This is a genomic window from Actibacterium naphthalenivorans (assembly GCF_014196965.1).
GTDB classification, from domain to species: domain Bacteria; phylum Pseudomonadota; class Alphaproteobacteria; order Rhodobacterales; family Rhodobacteraceae; genus Actibacterium_A; species Actibacterium_A naphthalenivorans.
In genome coordinates, this window is the sequence record NZ_JACIEQ010000001.1 from 323,451 (window position 1) to 339,909 (window position 16,459).

The window sequence follows — 16,459 nt, forward strand, 5'->3', positions numbered from 1 at the left end:
GGCGTTCAGGCCACCTGGCGCATGGCCTGGCGGTCTTCCAGAATGAAGGCCGCCGCCCGCTCGCCAATCATCATCGCGGGCGCCGACGTGTTGCCGGCCACGATCGAGGGCATGATCGAGGCATCGGCCACGCGCAACCCGCCGACCCCGCGCACGCACAGGCGCGCATCGACGACCGCCGTCGGATCGGTGTCGGGGCCCATCTTGCAGGTGCCCACGGGGTGATAGACGGTGGCCACGGTTTCGCGCACATAAGCCTCAAGCGCCTCGTCGCTTTCGACTTGGGCACCGGGCACCAACTCCTTGCCCGCATAGGCCGCCATGGCCGGTTTGCGCATGATCTTGCGAACCTCGCGCACGCCACGCACCAGCGTATCGACGTCATTCTGGCTGTCGAGGAAATTGGCGATGAGCGTCGGCCGATCCGTCGGCGAGGCCGATTTCAGCTCGATCCGGCCGCGGCTTTCCGGCCGGCAGATGTTGATCAGCGTCACGAACCCGTGCTGGCGCGGAATGAAAGAGGCGGCGGTTTTCAGGCCCATCAGGCAGGTGACCTGCACGTCGGGGCGGTTCAGCCCCGCCTTGGAGCGCAGGAACCCGCCCACCTCGGCCACGTTCGAGGCAAAGACGCCGGTGCGGGTGAAGGCATAGCGCATCGCCTGCGCGGCCAGCTTCGGCAAGGTCTTCCACGACAGTGCCAGCGTGTTGCCCGAGATATCCTCGAACGCGACGCCAACGGCGGGGTGGTCCTGCAGGTTCTGGCCCACGCCGGGAAGATCGGCGACCACCGGAATATCGTGTTTCTGCAACTCGGCCGCCGGACCGATGCCCGAGAGCATCAGCAAATGCGGGGAATTCACAGTTCCTGCGGACAGAATGATCTCGTGCGCGGCGCGCACGGTCTGGCGCTTGCCCTTGCGCGAAATGGTCAGGGACGTGGCCCGACCGTTTTCAACATTGATCCGCTCGACCAGAGACTGATCCAGGATCGTCAGGTTGCGCCGCCCCATGGCGGGATGCAGGAACGCATGCGCGCTGCTCATCCGCATGCCGTTTTTCTGGTTCACCGAAAACAGGCCGAGCCCGTCCTGCTCCGGCCCGTTGAAATCTTCGACGGCCGCGTGGCCCGCCTCTTCGCCCGCCGCCATGATCGCGCCGGAAATCACGTTGGGCGTGGGCACCGGGCCCACGTTCAACTCGCCGCCGCGGCCGTGGTAGCCGTCGTTGACGTCGAGGCCCCAGTTTTCATGCGCGATGAAGGCGGGCAGCACCTCGTCATAGCTCCAGCCCGGGTTCCCCTGTGCCTCCCATTCGTCATAATCCGACGAATGGCCGCGCATGTAGACGGTTCCGTTCACGGCCGAACATCCGCCCACCAGCTTGCCGCGCGGGCATGGAATGCGTTTGTCCGGGTTCGCCTCGGAGGCGATGAATTCATCTTTCCAGTTGTAGCGATCATCGGGCAGCAGGAAGATGTTTCCGAACGGCAATTTGACCTTCAGGTTCAAGGGGAAACGCTTGTCGGACTCCCCCGCCTCGATCAGTGCGACGCGCAGGTTCGGGTCCGCCGACAGGCGGTTTGCGATCACACAGCCGGCCGAACCGGCGCCAATTACAACATAGTCAAATTGGATGTCCGACATTTCCCCTCCCAAGGTCCATTCTTTTTAATGGCCGAACCATTAGACACAAAACAGAGCAGGCATGTCAATTCCCCTTGCTCATCCGCGCCGGGCATATCAGGATTATCCGTCAAGGCGCTGGTTTAAGGACAGGATTTCTGAAACCGGCAGCCTCTGAGAGGCGCAGACCGAGAATTCTTCGGGCATCCAGCCGATTCCTATCAGCACGACCACCAGCCGACTGTCGTCCAGCCCCATCAGCTTGCGCAGCTTGCGGTCCTGCTGTCGCTCGACGGACCAGTTGAGCATGCAGGTGCCCAGCCCCTCGGCATGCAGGGCGTAGGCCAAGGTCATGGCGAACAGGCCGCCGTCGATCCAGGGCTGATAGCGCTCGCCGATGGTTTCCCACCGGCCAAGATCGCTGGTGACAACCAGAATTCCCGAAAGCTGATGGCCGAAGGTGCGGTTGCCCGCCTGCAGTTTGCGCACCCGATTCAGCAAATCGGGGTCGGTATAGGCATGCACATGGCAGGTCTGCCGGTTGCAGCTGGAGGGCACCTCGCGTGCGGCAAGCACCGCCCGGCGGATTTCCTCGTCAGGCCTGGGCCCGGGTACAAAGCTGCGCACGCTATGGCGGGCGCGGACAAATTCCAGAAAATCAACCTTCGCCGCTGCCTGCACCTGCGCACGCCGCACCGTTTCAACACCGGTCTGAACCTCTTCGGCCCCGCGGGCCTTCAGACCCGCCATGGCGTCGCGGATGGGGCCCAGCCCTTCGGGCACCGGGGCGTTGAACGCCAGATAGGCTTCCAGCACGCCCAGACCCGTCGTGACCGTCACGTCTTCGCCCGCCTGCGGGGCGTAACGGGACAAATCCCGCGCCAGCCTTACCGCCCGTGCCCGGCCAAAGCCGGGCTGCGCATCGCTCAGCGCCATCCCGTATTCCAGGAAATGGGCGTCGGCCAGGATGCGCGCGGCCAGGTGCTGGCGGCGCGTTGCCCCCAGCAGGTAGGAATGGTGCCAGAACCGCAATGCATCATACGCAAAATTGCGCAGCAGCCCCACGCTCAACTGTGCCCGCCGGATCAGGCCCACGGGCGCCTCGGCGACGGCCCGCCCGGCCTCCGCCTTTTTCCTTTGTGAAACTTCCGCGACAGCCATGCCCGCTCCTCCCCTTGCAGATTGCTCAATTGGTAGTACCATTGGCAAAGCAGCAAACGTCAAGCGCAATTAACACCTCAAAACTGCCATTTATTTGGGCAGAAACAGCTTTTTCATGCGCATCCGCCTATGGCACCCCCTTTGCAAATTGTGATGGCATTGCAGGGCCAGCACATCACCCCGGGCCGCACCGGGCAGAGCGCCGCATTACAGCGCGCGCACAGGCGAAAAAGACTGGCGCAGTACGCTGTTAATTTCTATATACATCTCATGAAAATGCGTGATCTCGAGGCCCAAACTGGCGTAAATCGCGAGACTATTCGAGTCTACTTCCGGCACGGCCTGCTGCCAGAACCGTCGCGCCCCAAGCGCAATGTCGCCGACTATGATGAAACCCATGTCGAGACGATACGCGCCGTGCGCAATCTGCAGAAACAATCCGGCATGACCTTGCCGCAGATCCGCGACGTGCTGAGCGGCAAGCAAATGAACCGCCGGCTGGACGCACGCGCCTTTCAGAATCTGGAAACGCTGCTGGCCACGCGGGTGGAATATGACAGCACCGGGAACGTCTCGCTCGACAGCCTGGCCGAGCGGAACCCGATGGCCCTTAGCGACGCGCATCTGATGGCCAACCAGGGGCTTGTGACGCTGATCGACGGCAAGGACGGCCCCACCGTCAGCCTGTCCGACGCGCGCATGCTTCAGCTGTGGTCGCAGATGCGGGCCGCGGGGTTCGACGAAGCGCATGGATTTTCAGCCGATATCCTCAGCTATTATCGCCATGCGGCGGAATATGTCGCCACCCATGAATCCCACCTCTTCCGTGAGCGCGTGGAAGGCCGGATTGATGAGCACAAGGCGGTCGATATGCTGGAACAGGCACTGTCCTTGATGCTCGAGTTCTTCGGACTGCTGCGCCTGAAGAGCTTCCTCAAGAAGATTGGCCCAGAAGCCCCCCGGAAGCCCGAATAAAAACGCGGCGCCCCAAGGAGCGCCGCGCATGATTGCCGTGGGAGGAGGTGCCGGCCGGTCAGGCCATAGCGCCGGCAATCATGAGCTTGAGGTCCGAAGACGGGTCTTTCAGCGCCTCGGCATCGAGCCTGACACCCTTGCCCACCAGCCGCTTGGCCGCCATGAACTCGCCCGGCATGTTCACCGCGTCCAGCGCCAGGAACTCGCCGTCCCTGAGGTACCAGACCGAGAACTTGCGCGCGCTCATGTCGCCACGCACCACCGCCCGATCGAAGCCCGCCAACAGGCCCGCGGTCTGCAATTTCATGTCGTACTGATCCGACCAGAACCAAGGCGCATCCAGCGCCGGGGCCGGTTTGCCGCAGATCGACGCGGCCGCGATCTTGGCGGTCTCGATGGCGTTGTGCACGCTCTCCAGCCGCCCGCGATGACCGTATTGCACGATGACCCGGTTTGCACAGTCGCCGATCGCATAGATATCGGGATCGGAGGTGCGCGCCTGCGCGTCGGTGTTGATACCGTTCTCGCAGGTCAGCCCGGCCTCTTCCGCCAGCTCCTGGTTCGGCAGAATGCCGATGCCGACCAACACGATATCGGCGGGAATGACCTCGCCATCCTCCATCTCGACCCCGGTCAGATGGCCGCCTTCGCCGACGAAGCCCTTCATCCGGGCGTTGAGCCGTACGTCCACACCAGCGCTCCGATGCGCCTCCTGATAGAACTCGGAAATCACCGGGCTGGTCACACGGGCCAGCACACGGTCCATCGCCTCGAGCACGGTCACCTCCAGCCCGAGCTGGCGGGCGACAGCGGCTGCCTCCAGCCCGATATAGCCGGCCCCGACCACCACCAGGCGTTTGCCCCGGGTGGCCAGCGGCTGCAGCTTGTCGACATCCTCGAGCGTACGCAGCACCATGACGCCGTCGAGGTCAGCCCCCGCAACCGGGATCACGCGCGGGCGCGACCCGGTGGCGATGATCAGCTTGTCATAGGGCAGCACCTCGCCGCTTTCCAACGTCACGGCCTTTCCGGTGCGATCCAGCGAAACCGCCCTTTGCCCCAGCTTCAGCGTGACATTCTTCTCATCGTAGAAGCCGGCGGGCTTCACATAGAGCCGCGCCTCGGGAAGCTCGCCCTTGAAATAGGCCTTGGACAGCGGCGGGCGCTGATAGGGCGGCGCGGCCTCGTCACCCACCAGGGTGATCGGGCCTTCGTGCCCCATCTGGCGCAGCGTCACAACGGCGGTGCCTGCGGCCTGACCTGCCCCAAGAATGACAATTTTCTGTTCGTTCGAGCTTTCCATGTCGTGTCTCGTTGTCTGTGCGCGTGAACGGGCGTCACGCGCCCTTAAAAATCCGCCGGCGGCCACTACCGCCGACGAGAAGACTCCCGGGCCTCTTCGAAGCCCGGGAAACCCGGTCAGGCCGTCAGCGTGTACCGGATCGGCACGCTTTTCGGCCCGCAGACGAATTCGGAATTCGCCATTTTGGGCTCGCCGGCCAGCTCGACACTTTCGAGCCGCGGGATCAGTTTCTCCCAGAAGACCTTCAGTTCCATGCGCGCCAGGTTGGCGCCCACACAGATGTGGTTGCCGGCGCCGAAAGTGATGTGGCGGTTCGGGCGGCGGTGGATGTTGAAGGTGAAGGGCTCGGGGAACATGTCCTCGTCGAAGTTGGCGGAGAAGTACGAGACATACATCTGATCGCCCTTCTTGATCTGCTGGCCGCTCAGCTCGTAATCCTCATTCGCGGTGCGGATGAACTGCTGCACCGGCGAGGTCCAGCGGATCGCTTCTTCCACGAAGGCGGAGATCAGCTTGGGATCGGCCTTCAGTTCCGCCAGAAGCTCGGGGTGTTCGGCCAGATACCACATACCGGTGGCGGTGGTGGCCGCCGCGGAATCGTGCCCCGCCGACGAGAAGATCAGGAAATACGAGATCATCGTATTCGGATCCATCGGGCAGCCATGCTTTTCGCTGTTGGCCAGGATCGTGGCGACGTCGTCTTTCGGGCAGCCGCGACGATCGGCGATCACCTCGGAATACATCTTGCCGAATTCGTTGTTCACCAGATCCCAGGTTTTCACCACCTCGGTGGGGTCGGTCGGATCGGCGCCGGGGCGCATCAGATCGGGGTCGGCGAAGTTGAAGAACCACTGCACCAGCTCCAGGATGCGCGGGTGATCCTTGCGGTCGACCCCGACGATATCCATCATGACCTCGAGCGGGTAGCGGAACGCGACCTCCTTGGCGAAGTCGATCTCGGGCGCCTGCTCGTCCATGACCTTGATCCAGCGGTCCGCGCTTTCCTCGACCATCGGTTTGAACTTGCTCAGCCCCTCGGGGGTGAACTGGGGCGCGGTCAGGTTGCGGTGCTTGATGTGGTCTTCGCCATCCATATGCACCAGCGTGCGCAGAATGTTCTTTTTGCCACCCGTGTATTGCGCCACCAGCTCCTTGCCGCTTTGCGGCACCAGCGTCTTGGATTCGATGGCCGAGCGGAACACGTCATCCTTGCGCAGCACCTCGCGCACGTCGCTGTAGCGCGACACGATCCACATCGGATCGAAACCCGGCACCTCGGCTTTGCCCAGCGGATAGTCCTGGCGCAGAGTTTTCAGGATTTCGTGCGCCTGGTCACGTTTGCCAATGCCAAAGGTCAGCGGATTGAACAAAGGTGCCACAAGCTCGGCGGGGATCATCGTCTGAGACATTTCAACTCCATGTCTGAAGAGGCCACGCACCGGTGAAGGCGGCGACCGCTGATTGCAGGTAACTCAAGAAGCGAAATCAACGGCTTCACCTGATCGTCCGACCCCTGGTCCACCAGGCGCCGCTCAGACTCGTAGCGGTATTCATGTGATTTCTCCTCCCATCGACGCGCTGGACCTCCCTGCCCATTTTGCGCATTCAATATACGCAAAATACGCGGCAAAATCGGCTTTCGTCAACATAGTGCTTAACTTTTCCCGTATTTCTGGCCTGACGCCGCCTTCAGAGGGGTCCGGCCTCCGGCGGATATTGCCGCCAGATCCCCCTCCAGGCACGCTGCGAAACTCAAGCCGAGAACACGATTTCTTGTTGTTTTAATTTATTTTTTCAAGATTTGGCCCCATCAAGCGCTGCGCTTGCAGCATTTCCGATCTCGATCGCATCGCTCGTTCCACCCCTCATCCCTCATGGCTTATGGATCATCCTTTAAAAGGTCGCCGTGGAACCACGGCCGATTCGGCGCGTCAGGAATCGACAGTACAGCCCCTGTCATGCCGCCATAAATCAGGCAAAAGCGCTGTTTTGGATGGCCTTTCACACCAAAACCACCCCTCGAAACAGAAATAATTAATTTCTTTCAATAAGTTGGTGAAATCTGCCCCAAGCCACGATCCCACCGGGCCACGGCATAGGGATGGTTTGCGTTCTGCTGATACGCATTTTTATTGACAGTATTGCCCTGCCCCGCCTACCTTGCTCGCCGATACAGCAGCGTACACGAGCTGTGCATTCCGCCATCAAACGCCAAGGGAGGGCGCGCGGGATGTCAGGTACGCAGCCACAAGAGGGAGGAGCCATCATGACCGACCCGGTTCGAACCGGCGCGCGACGACAATCAAACAAATTGCCGAAAATCTGACCTGACGGTCACCCCGAGGGGTTGGCCAACACCTGTTTCGCCATTCACGCGAACCGATCTCTTCATCACATGCAGGGGGTTGGGAAGCTGTGTCTGAACGGTACGGAACATCACCTGTGAGAGCACCTGAAACATGACAGACATCAAGGATCTGATCCACACGCCGACCGGCCAAATGCTGATCGGCGGCAAGTGGGTCAACGCCGCATCGGAAGAATCCATTCCTGTCGAGGATCCGTCGAACGGCGCCACGATCGCCCAGCTTGCCGCAGCGACCGAAGAAGATGTCGACCGGGCCGTCGCCGCCGCCCGCGCCGCCTTTGAAGGTGCCGCATGGAGCCGGATGCGCCCGATCGACCGCGGCAAGCTGCTGGAAGATATCGCGCGCAAGATCGAAGAGCACGCACAGGAACTGGCGCTGCTGGAAAGCTATGACAACGGCATGCCCGCCAGCATGGCGATGATGGTCAACCTGCCCGCCTCGGCCGAGATCTTCCGCTACATGGGCGGCTGGTGTTCGAAACTGGGCGGCAAGACCATTCCGGTCAGTGGCGATGGCCGCGCGTTCCACGCCTATACCCTGCGTCAGCCGGTCGGCGTTGTCGGTGCCATCACGCCCTGGAACTATCCGCTGGCCATGGCATCCTGGAAACTCGCCATGGCGCTGGCCGCCGGCTGTACCGTCGTGCTCAAACCGTCCGAGGTTACCTCGCTGTCGACCCTGCGGCTGGTTCAGCTGATGCACGAGGCCGGCCTGCCCGAAGGTGTGGTCAACGTGGTCACCGGCTTTGGCCATATCGCCGGCCAGGCCATGGCCGCGCATGAGGGCATCGACAAGATCGCCTTCACCGGCTCGACCGCCACCGGCAAGAAGATCGCCACCGCCGCCCTTGGCAACATGAAGCGCGTCAGCCTGGAACTGGGCGGCAAGTCGCCGTCGATCATCTGCGCCGACGCCGATCTGGCGCAGGCCATCCCGGGCGCCGCCCTGGCCTGTTTCTTCAACTCCGGCCAGATCTGTTTCGCCGCGACCCGGCTCTATGTGCACCGCTCGGTCTATGACGCGGTCGTGGGCGGCCTGGCCCAGGTGGTGGAAAGCTTCCCCATGGGCAATGGCCGCGAGGCGACCACCATGCTCGGCCCGCTCGTCTCGCAGGCCCAGCAGGATCGCGTGATGGGCTATGTCGAAAAGGGCAAGGCCGAGGGCGCCGATCTGATCTGCGGCGGCGAAACCGTGGGCGACGAGGGCTATTTCGTCAAACCCACCATCTTCGGCAACACCACCAAGGACATGACCATCGTCAAGGAAGAGATCTTCGGCCCCGTCCTGTCCGTCACCCCGTTCGACGATATGGATGCCGTGATCAAAGAGGCCAATGACTCGGTCTATGGCCTCGCCGCCAACATCTGGACCAACGATCTGCGCACCGCCCACACCAGCGCGGCCAAGCTGGATGCCGGGTCGGTCTGGATCAACTGCCACGGCATCGTCGATCCGTCGATGCCCTTCGGCGGGTTCAAGTCTTCCGGCTGGGGCCGCGAAGTCTCGGAAGAGGGCATCAGCCTCTACACCGAAACCAAATCGGTCGTCGCAGCACTGGAAGATCAGCAGTTCGGCTGAGTCACCACAGAATTCCAAGGAGAGAAGACTACATGAAACTTCAGGGTAGAACCGCCATCATCACCGGCGCCGCCACCGGCATCGGCCGCGCCATCGCCGAACTGTTCCAGAAAGAGGGCGCCAACGTCGTCATCGCCGACATCGCAGGCGCCGCCGAAGCCGCGGCCGAGATGGGTGGCAACACCATCGGTGTCGAAGCCAACGTCACCAGCAAGGAGTCGATGACCGCCGCAGCAGCAGCAGCCGAGGAAAAGTTCGGCGGGATCGACATCCTGGTGAACAACGCCGGCATCTTCACCGGCCTGAACTACACCCCGATGGAAGCCATCGAGGAAAGCGACTGGCGCAAGCTGATGGACGTGAACGTCATGGGCCCGTGGATCTGCACCTCGGCCTGCCTGCCCGCGCTGCGCAAATCGGACTATGGCCGTGTCGTCAACATCGCCTCGGTGATCGCGCATCTGGGTATTCCGATGATGCTGCACTACGTCAGCTCCAAAGGTGCCGTGGCCGCGATGACCCGCGCCATGGCCCGCGAAATGTCGGTGACCAAGAGCGGCGTGCTCGTGAATGCCGTTTCGCCGGGCTACACCCACTCGGAAAACGCCAAGGCCAACGCGGACCAGCACGAGGCCTTTGAAGGTGTCGCAAGCTCCATGCGGCTGATCGAGCGCGCGTCCGAGCCCAAGGATATCGCCAATGTGGTGGCCTTCCTCGCGTCTGATGAAGGCGGTTACATCACCGGCCAGAACATCATCGTCGATGGCGGCATCTTCTTCAGCCAGTAACAAACAACAAAAGATGTGTGCCCCGGGCCGGGGAGGAAACGGCCCGGGGGATCACGCACGAGGGGAGGAACTCATGACTTTTTCACACGCAAAACGCATTGCCGCCGCCGCCGGCGTGGCCGCTCTGGCGCCGCTGGCCGCCCAGGCGAATGACGGCCTGATGTTCTCGGGCTACAGCGCCACCACTCTGGGCATGGCCGGTGCCGGGGCCGCCAATCCGACGGATAGCCAGATCGGGGCGGTCAATCCCGCCGGTTTCGCCTTTACCGGCAACCGCGTCGATATCACCGGCACCCTGCTGTCGGTCGACATCAATTCCACCGTGCTGGGCGCGCCCTATGGCGACGAGCCGCTGCTGCCCGCAGTGCTGCCCAGCGTCTCCTACCAGTACAATGACAAATGGGCCTTCGGCCTGTCGTCCTATGGCGTCGGCGTCCTTGTGGATTATGGCGAACCGATCCCGCCTGCCCCCGGCGTCACCGATACCGGCGCAACCTTGATGCAGCTGGTTGTGGCGCCGTCGGTTTCGTACAAGCTGAACGAGGATCACGCGATCGGTGCCTCGCTTCTGCTCGCGGGCCAGTATTTCGATCTGACCGGCCTGCAGGCCTACGGCGTTGCCGATCCCGGCGATACCGGCTCGTTCGGGGCCGGGTTCAGCCTCGGCTACATGGGCCGGCTCAGCGATACGGTCCGGCTCTCCGCCAGCTATTTCAGCCAGATCCACCTGGGCGACCTCGAAGGATACGAAGGCCACCTCGCGGACGAGACCGATGTCGACCTGCCCGCCCGGGCCATTCTGGGCATCGCCGTGGATGCGACCCCAAGGCTGACCCTGCTGGCCGACTACCACTGGATCAACTGGAAAGACGTCACGCCGCTGGGCAACGGCTTCCCCGGCAGCTTTGTTCTGGGTGCGGCCGATGGCCCCGGCACCGGATGGAACGAGCAGAACATCCTGAAGCTGGGCGCAGAGTACACGTTGAACGACAAGTGGACGGTTCGCGGCGGCGTCAGCAAATCGAACCGCCTGTGGGAAACCGACGATAACGCCCTGAACTATTTCACCCCGGTTACGCCCGACACCCACGTCGCCATCGGCGCAACCTACAAACCCCGCGAGGGTCGCGAGTGGAGCTTTGCCTTCAACCGCGCCATCGCACGCAAGCAGACCGGCACCGGCGCGTCGACGGGCACCGACCTGGACACCCGAATCGACACCTATGCCGTCACCTACGGCTGGACCTTCTGACCGGCTCGGAAAGTCCAAAATCACCCTTTTCCTGCGGCATTTCAGCAAGGTTGTGCCGCAGGATCTCTCAGGGGCTTGAATTGACATAATGGTCCGGCCATTAGTATATCAGGCCAAATATCACTTCGGGTTTCCCGGCAACCGGATCAACCCGACAAGGCGGCACCAAACTGCCGCAGCTTTGGAGGAGGAAACATGGCTAAGATTATCTTTGTGGACCACGACGGCACCAAACACGAGGTTGAAGCTTCGGTCGGCAGCAATGTGATGCAGGCCGCTGTCGACAACAACATCGAGGGCATCGATGGCGATTGCGGCGGCATGTGCGCCTGCGCAACCTGCCACGTCACCGTTGACCCCGAGTGGTTTGCCAAGACCGGTGCCCGTTCGGAAAACGAAGAGTCGATGCTGACCTTCCTGCCCGAGATTGCCGAAACAGCGCGTCTGGGCTGCCAGATCGAGATCACCGACGAACTGGATGGCCTGGTTGTGCACTTGCCGATCGAACAATTCTGATTGTCGCGTGAAGGAGAAAGCCATGACAAGCATCAAGGATATCCCGCTGAGCGATCTGGACCCGTCGGTCCAAACCCGTTTTCAAAGCGGTGAACACTTCGAGGTCTTCGACCGCCTGCGTGCCGAAGCCCCGGTCTATTTCCACGAGACCACCCAATACGGGCCCTTCTGGTCGATCTCGAAGTACAAGGACATCATCGAGGTCGAAGCAAACCCGAAGGTGTTTTCCTCGGATGCGGCTTATGGCGGCATCTGGATCAAGGAACAGCCGAAAGACACCATCCGCAAAAGCTTCATGACCGCCGATCAGCCGGAGCATGACCAGCAGCGCAAGGTGGTGAACCCGATCGTGTCGCCCTCCAACCTCAACGACATGGAGCAGAAAGTCCGCGATATCGTTACGCTGGTGCTCGATGATCTGCCGCTGAACGAAGAGATCGACTGGGTGGAGCGTGTTTCGGTCGAAGTGACCGGCCGTGTTCTGTGCGAGCTGATGGACTTCCCGGTCGAGGAACGCATGGATCTGACCACCTGGTCGGATATCGTGAACACCGATGTCGACGCCGGCACCGAGATCACCGACGAATACGTCAAGCTTGAAAAGCTCAAGCCGATGATCATCAAGTTCAAGGAACTGTTCGCCGAGCGCACCGGCATGCCGCCGCAGAACGACCTGATCTCGATGCTGGCCCATTCGCAGGAAACCGCGAACATGGAGCCGCAGCAATTCGTGGGCATGCTGGTGCTGCTGATGGTTGGTGGCAACGACACCACCCGCAACTCGATTTCCGGCGGTCTGGACGCGCTGAACAAGTTCCCCGAGGAATACAAGAAGCTGCGCGAGAACCCCGAGCTGGTCGAAAGCATGGTGCCGGAAATCATCCGCTGGGTGACCCCGGTGGCGCATATGCGCCGCACAGCGCTGGAAGATATCGAGTTTCACGGCCAGCAGATCAAGAAGGGCGACAAGGTCATCATGTGGTATTGCTCGGGCAACCGGGACCCCGAGGTGATCGAAGACCCCTATACGTTCAAGATCGACCGCAAGAACCCGCGCCAGCATGTGTCGTTCGGGTTCGGCATCCACCGTTGCCTTGGCAACCGGATGGCCGAGCTTCAGCTTCGCGTGCTGTGGGAAGAGATCCTGAAGCGCGGATGGGTCATCGAGACCACCGGCGAGCCCGAGCGCCGCTTCTCGAATTTCGTGGTCGGCATCGACAGCCTGAAGGCGATCATTCGCAAGCCGGAGTGATCGAGCACTATCTTGTCCCTCAGCCCGCCGCTTTTGCGGCGGGCTTGCTGGCATATCTTGTCAGCGACAGACGCGGCGGCGCATGAGATCACGCATCCTATGGCGCGCTGTTACTCGCCACCACGTAATTCAAGACAACCAACGCCACGCACACCACCAGCGTCCAGCCCTCAAAGGCAAGGCGCAACCACAATGGCGCATGGCGCAGCTCCATGAATTCCAGCCCGATAAAGCGTACTTTGACGAAGGCAATCAGGGTAATCAACGCCGTTGCCAATCGCTGACTGTTCGCGCCGAAACCCACACTTTCCACCGAGATGAGTGTCGCCAGCACCAGAAACGCCCAAATGGCCGTCAGTCGATTTTTGAACAGAGCTATCAGCATGGTCATTTCATCAGGTAGAGCAGCGCAAAAAGAACCACCCAAAGCAAATCGACAAGGTGCCAAAACACACCGCACCCCTCAAAGGTGGCGACAGGGTATTGTTCAGACGGCTTGCAACTTGAACGCAACCACAGCAACACCCCCAGACCAATCAATACATGCATCAGATGAATTCCGGTGAACATGTAGTAGTAGGTAAAAAACTCACTGTGCGTAAGGGTGAGCCCCGCTCGAATTTTCTCGCCCCATTCAAAAGCCTTGACCACCACGAACCCGAGCCCCAGCACAATCGTGGCGGTGATCATGGCCGGTGCTTCTTTCGCGCCCAGCCGCGCAAGGCGCACCGCTTGCGCCATGAACAACGAGCTGGTCAGCAACAGCAACGTATTCAGCAATCCCAGATGGGGATTCAGAAGCGCCTGATCCGCTTCATAGGCGGCCGGATTGCCGGCTTTGTACACCAGGAAGGTCACAAAGAAGATCGCGAACACGACCATATCCCCGAAGATCAGCACCCAAATGCCTTCTTCTCCGGGGATATGTTTCGCGGGCCGCTCAGCCGGCTGCTTGATCGGCACGGCGATCACGACTGATCCTGCTGCATGGCAGGGTGCTTGGCCGCGCGCAACATGGCCCAAAGCACGGCGGTAAGCAGCATGCCGAAGGTGAATACCGGAACCCAGAAAGCGAACACGCCATTCCAGGCGAAGGGACCTGTTTTGAAGAAGGGAATGAAAGAGCCGGGCGCCGCCAAGATACCCACCCAGATGTTCGCATAGCCAAGCCAGCGCGGAAAAATGGGCTGCGGGTTCACATCGCGCAAAATAATAATGCCCGTCACCACCCACTGTGCCAGGCCAATAAAGCCCGGAATAACCAGCAGGAACATTCCCGCATCGGCCAGAGCAGCGGTCATTTCGGTGCTCATCTCGGGGCGATAGGCCGCGGTCACAAAGCAGATCATAACCAGAAACAAGGGCAGGAAACCAAACGGCACAATCATCATCATGCCGTAGGTCAACGGCGTATGCTTGCCCTCGGCCACTTTCAGGCACCCATAAAATCCGCCAAAGAACGGGAAGAACAAACTCGACCCGATACACATCAACACCGAGCCCACAAAAACCCCGGTGCGGTTTTCAGTAAAGTGCGCGGCCCATTCGGCCATGGGCAACGAAGGAGAGGGCGGCGGAAAAATCTGCCAGGAGATAATAGCGCCAAACATAAACATCATGGCGATCATGCCGGACCATGCACTCGCCGCGATCGATTTGTTCATCTGTGATTCTCCCGAGTTTTTATGCGTTGTTCGGGATTGTGGTCATACTCTGGTCGCGGCGAACCTTTCGTGCGACAGGTCGGAAAGCACAGCAGGGGTTTTAGAACGAAAGCATCTGCTTGCGCGTGTTTCGCAGCATCCGCACCAGAAGAACGCGCTTCCGGGGCCGCGCCCCTGCCCGGCGTTGCCCCCCGACGGCAATGATCCGTCAGGCCTTGAACACCGCTTGAGACCATCGCTCCACGGTCTCTGCAAAGCAGTCGTGGATCGAGTCATTCGCAATGGTGCTACCGCTCGCCAGCCTGCCGGCAAGCCAAAGGCCCGGCACCCGTTCGCCATCTTGTCGGATCACCGCCCCATCGGGTGCACAGCGCACTCCGAGGCCACCCTTCAAGGGCGACAGCATGTTCCGTTCCCGCAGTCCGGTGAGAAGCGGTTCCGAGACCATTTCGAGAACGGGAGGTGGCAGCACGCTGTCCACCATCACCTGCGCAACCACCGACCGGCCCCCCGACTGTAGGCGCCACCCCTGCGGTAACAGGGTAATATCGGGATCGGCCGTGGCGCAGGGGTAAACCAGCCCCACATCGATCAACGCAAGCATCTGGTAAAGCGTATCGACAGGCGCGCCATAGGAGTAGCGTTTGAGCCCCTCGTCGAACTTGACGATCGCCTCCGCCGTTTCGGCCGCGGCCTGTACCCTATCGAAGATCTCTCGCAACAGCGGCTGCCATTTGCGCCAGAGCTGCCCGATCACATATCCGGGCGACGGGGCCACGCGGCCTTCCGCTTCAGCGATGTTGCCCTTGATTGCCTCGACGGTGGCGCGGGTCTCCTGACTGCCAGGCTCCTTCCGTTCGGCAGCGAGCCAGTTCTCGACCTCGTCGGCCCGCCTGAAGGCCCTCGTCTCTGTGAGGATCCGCCGGGCCGGTGCGATCAGGGCGTCTGTCAAAACCGTCAGGGGTTCGTCTGCATCGCTCGACAGCGCCGCGACCAGAGCGGCCCGGAAGGCTTCACATTCGCCCTTCGACGGTTCGAACCGGGCATCAATGGCGGCGGTCTGGGGTTTGGGCGCGGGGGCGTGTCCGTCAAGCGAAAAGGGCGCGATGGTTCCGGGCTCTCGCCCGCTGGGCACATAAGATCCGTCTTGAAACTGTCCACCAAGGCCGATGGTCAGCATGCGCACAACATCAATCGCCGAAAGGCCAAGTCCGCGGATAGCGACAACCTTCCCCTGCCAACCGGACGCCGCCTCGACCACGGCCCTACCAGGATAGGCCGGCAATATGTCGAGGCGATGTTTCCCGGCGTGGGTCTCCCATGACGCCATTTGCTCATCGCGGCGGGTTTGCGGCTGGCCGAGCGACAACAACACATCGTCATAGGGTCCGAAATACGCAGTTTCACTCTCCAGCCGCCACGCTCCGTCCTTGCGCGTCGCGGCGTCGATCCGACGTTGATCAAGAGAGACAGTCACACCGGCCGGCAAAGAGGCCAACAGGGTGGAGAAACGCGTATTGAGATAGGCGCCCAGGCGGGCACGGGGCAGATAAGCCTCGGGCTCTTCACCCTCAGCGCCCGCCCATTTGCTGAAATCAGCGATCCCTTGTCCGGTGGGCGGTGGGAGATCAATGATGCGGAGCGGCAGGTTGAGAAGGCAAACCTCCGGCTCGTCAGGGCTGAAATTCGGGCCGGCTGCCGGCCACGCCTCAGGATCGAATATATCGACCGAGAATGACGCACACGAACGCCTGGCGTATCGCACAAGGGCTTCGAGTGCGCCAAGGCCGCGGGGGCCGAACCCGATGATCGCGATCCGGCGCGTCGTCCCTGTCATCGTGCCCCTCCCTCGCAAAGCGTCGCGGGTTTTGTCGCGTGTTCCATGCCGCTGCGCAAGTCCGCGCCGGAAACATGCCTGGGGGGCTTGTGGTTCACCTGTTGGTGATCCATTCTCTTTCCGCGAAGGGAATGGCTGCGGT

At 61.5% G+C, this 16,459-nt stretch carries 14 protein-coding genes; 6 read left to right on the top strand and 8 right to left on the bottom strand.

Annotated features, from left to right (window positions below):
- Positions 1-5: 5 nt before the first annotated feature.
- Positions 6-1,643 (bottom strand): GMC family oxidoreductase, encoded by a 1,638-nt coding sequence (locus GGR17_RS01560; protein WP_054538366.1) that lies wholly within the window; start codon positions 1,641-1,643, stop codon positions 6-8.
- Between the two features lie 102 nt (positions 1,644-1,745).
- On the bottom strand, positions 1,746-2,783 hold the full coding sequence (locus tag GGR17_RS01565; protein ID WP_054538365.1) for a nitroreductase family protein: 1,038 nt from the start codon (positions 2,781-2,783) through the stop codon (positions 1,746-1,748).
- 153 nt (positions 2,784-2,936) lie between these two features.
- Between GGR17_RS01565 and GGR17_RS01570 the strand changes: the two genes are divergently transcribed.
- The gene (locus GGR17_RS01570) at positions 2,937-3,758 is read left to right on the top strand and encodes a MerR family transcriptional regulator (RefSeq protein WP_162231810.1); all 822 of its coding nucleotides are present in this window, start codon (positions 2,937-2,939) and stop codon (positions 3,756-3,758) included.
- A gap of 58 nt (positions 3,759-3,816) precedes the next feature.
- Here the strand turns inward: GGR17_RS01570 and GGR17_RS01575 are convergent, their stop codons facing one another.
- Both GGR17_RS01575 and GGR17_RS01580 read right to left on the bottom strand, forming a co-directional pair.
- Positions 3,817-5,061, bottom strand: coding sequence for an NAD(P)/FAD-dependent oxidoreductase (locus GGR17_RS01575; protein ID WP_054538362.1), 1,245 nt, complete (start codon positions 5,059-5,061; stop codon positions 3,817-3,819).
- A 116-nt stretch (positions 5,062-5,177) separates the two neighbouring features.
- Positions 5,178-6,470, bottom strand: a complete 1,293-nt coding sequence (locus GGR17_RS01580; protein WP_054538361.1) for a cytochrome P450 — start codon at positions 6,468-6,470, stop codon at positions 5,178-5,180.
- 1,050 nt (positions 6,471-7,520) lie between these two features.
- On the opposite strand from GGR17_RS01580, the gene GGR17_RS01585 reads away from it, so the two are divergent.
- From GGR17_RS01585 to GGR17_RS01605, 5 genes are all read left to right on the top strand, one after another.
- The gene (locus GGR17_RS01585; RefSeq protein WP_207642698.1) at positions 7,521-9,008 is read left to right on the top strand and encodes an aldehyde dehydrogenase family protein; all 1,488 of its coding nucleotides are present in this window, start codon (positions 7,521-7,523) and stop codon (positions 9,006-9,008) included.
- Positions 9,009-9,040: 32 nt separating this feature from the next.
- Complete coding sequence (locus GGR17_RS01590) at positions 9,041-9,796, top strand: SDR family NAD(P)-dependent oxidoreductase (protein ID WP_054538360.1); 756 nt, start codon at positions 9,041-9,043, stop codon at positions 9,794-9,796.
- 73 nt (positions 9,797-9,869) lie between these two features.
- Positions 9,870-11,048, top strand: coding sequence for an OmpP1/FadL family transporter (locus GGR17_RS01595; protein ID WP_054538359.1), 1,179 nt, complete (start codon positions 9,870-9,872; stop codon positions 11,046-11,048).
- A gap of 195 nt (positions 11,049-11,243) precedes the next feature.
- Positions 11,244-11,564: a 2Fe-2S iron-sulfur cluster-binding protein gene (locus tag GGR17_RS01600; protein WP_037204381.1), complete on the top strand. Its 321-nt coding sequence runs from the start codon at positions 11,244-11,246 to the stop codon at positions 11,562-11,564.
- A 22-nt stretch (positions 11,565-11,586) separates the two neighbouring features.
- A complete protein-coding gene (locus GGR17_RS01605) occupies positions 11,587-12,816 on the top strand; it encodes a cytochrome P450 (protein WP_157445519.1) in 1,230 nt (409 codons plus the stop codon).
- Positions 12,817-12,913: 97 nt separating this feature from the next.
- Here GGR17_RS01605 and GGR17_RS01610 read toward each other — a convergent pair whose 3' ends face one another.
- From GGR17_RS01610 to GGR17_RS01625, 4 genes are all read right to left on the bottom strand, one after another.
- A complete protein-coding gene (locus tag GGR17_RS01610) occupies positions 12,914-13,201 on the bottom strand; it encodes a cytochrome C oxidase subunit IV family protein (RefSeq protein WP_207642697.1) in 288 nt (95 codons plus the stop codon).
- 2 nt (positions 13,202-13,203) lie between these two features.
- Positions 13,204-13,788, bottom strand: coding sequence for a cytochrome c oxidase subunit 3 (locus GGR17_RS01615; RefSeq protein WP_207642696.1), 585 nt, complete (start codon positions 13,786-13,788; stop codon positions 13,204-13,206).
- Positions 13,785-14,480 (bottom strand): hypothetical protein, encoded by a 696-nt coding sequence (locus GGR17_RS01620; protein WP_054538357.1) that lies wholly within the window; start codon positions 14,478-14,480, stop codon positions 13,785-13,787. The genes GGR17_RS01615 and GGR17_RS01620 overlap by 4 nt, the downstream gene beginning before the upstream one ends.
- A gap of 208 nt (positions 14,481-14,688) precedes the next feature.
- On the bottom strand, positions 14,689-16,317 hold the full coding sequence (locus GGR17_RS01625; RefSeq protein ID WP_054538356.1) for an FAD/NAD(P)-binding protein: 1,629 nt from the start codon (positions 16,315-16,317) through the stop codon (positions 14,689-14,691).
- Between the last annotated feature and the right edge of the window lie 142 nt (positions 16,318-16,459).

Bases quoted from the DNA above. Each gene is read 5' to 3' on its own strand.
- GGR17_RS01560 (WP_054538366.1), bottom strand. From the start codon at position 1,643: ATGTCGGACATCCAATTTGACTATGTTGTAATTGGCGCCGGTTCGGCC.
- GGR17_RS01565 (WP_054538365.1), bottom strand. From the start codon at position 2,783: ATGGCTGTCGCGGAAGTTTCACAAAGGAAAAAGGCGGAGGCCGGGCGG.
- GGR17_RS01570 (WP_162231810.1), top strand. From the start codon at position 2,937: ATGGCATTGCAGGGCCAGCACATCACCCCGGGCCGCACCGGGCAGAGC.
- GGR17_RS01575 (WP_054538362.1), bottom strand. From the start codon at position 5,061: ATGGAAAGCTCGAACGAACAGAAAATTGTCATTCTTGGGGCAGGTCAG.
- GGR17_RS01580 (WP_054538361.1), bottom strand. From the start codon at position 6,470: ATGTCTCAGACGATGATCCCCGCCGAGCTTGTGGCACCTTTGTTCAAT.
- GGR17_RS01585 (WP_207642698.1), top strand. From the start codon at position 7,521: ATGACAGACATCAAGGATCTGATCCACACGCCGACCGGCCAAATGCTG.
- GGR17_RS01590 (WP_054538360.1), top strand. From the start codon at position 9,041: ATGAAACTTCAGGGTAGAACCGCCATCATCACCGGCGCCGCCACCGGC.
- GGR17_RS01595 (WP_054538359.1), top strand. From the start codon at position 9,870: ATGACTTTTTCACACGCAAAACGCATTGCCGCCGCCGCCGGCGTGGCC.
- GGR17_RS01600 (WP_037204381.1), top strand. From the start codon at position 11,244: ATGGCTAAGATTATCTTTGTGGACCACGACGGCACCAAACACGAGGTT.
- GGR17_RS01605 (WP_157445519.1), top strand. From the start codon at position 11,587: ATGACAAGCATCAAGGATATCCCGCTGAGCGATCTGGACCCGTCGGTC.
- GGR17_RS01610 (WP_207642697.1), bottom strand. From the start codon at position 13,201: ATGCTGATAGCTCTGTTCAAAAATCGACTGACGGCCATTTGGGCGTTT.
- GGR17_RS01620 (WP_054538357.1), bottom strand. From the start codon at position 14,480: ATGAACAAATCGATCGCGGCGAGTGCATGGTCCGGCATGATCGCCATG.
- GGR17_RS01625 (WP_054538356.1), bottom strand. From the start codon at position 16,317: ATGACAGGGACGACGCGCCGGATCGCGATCATCGGGTTCGGCCCCCGC.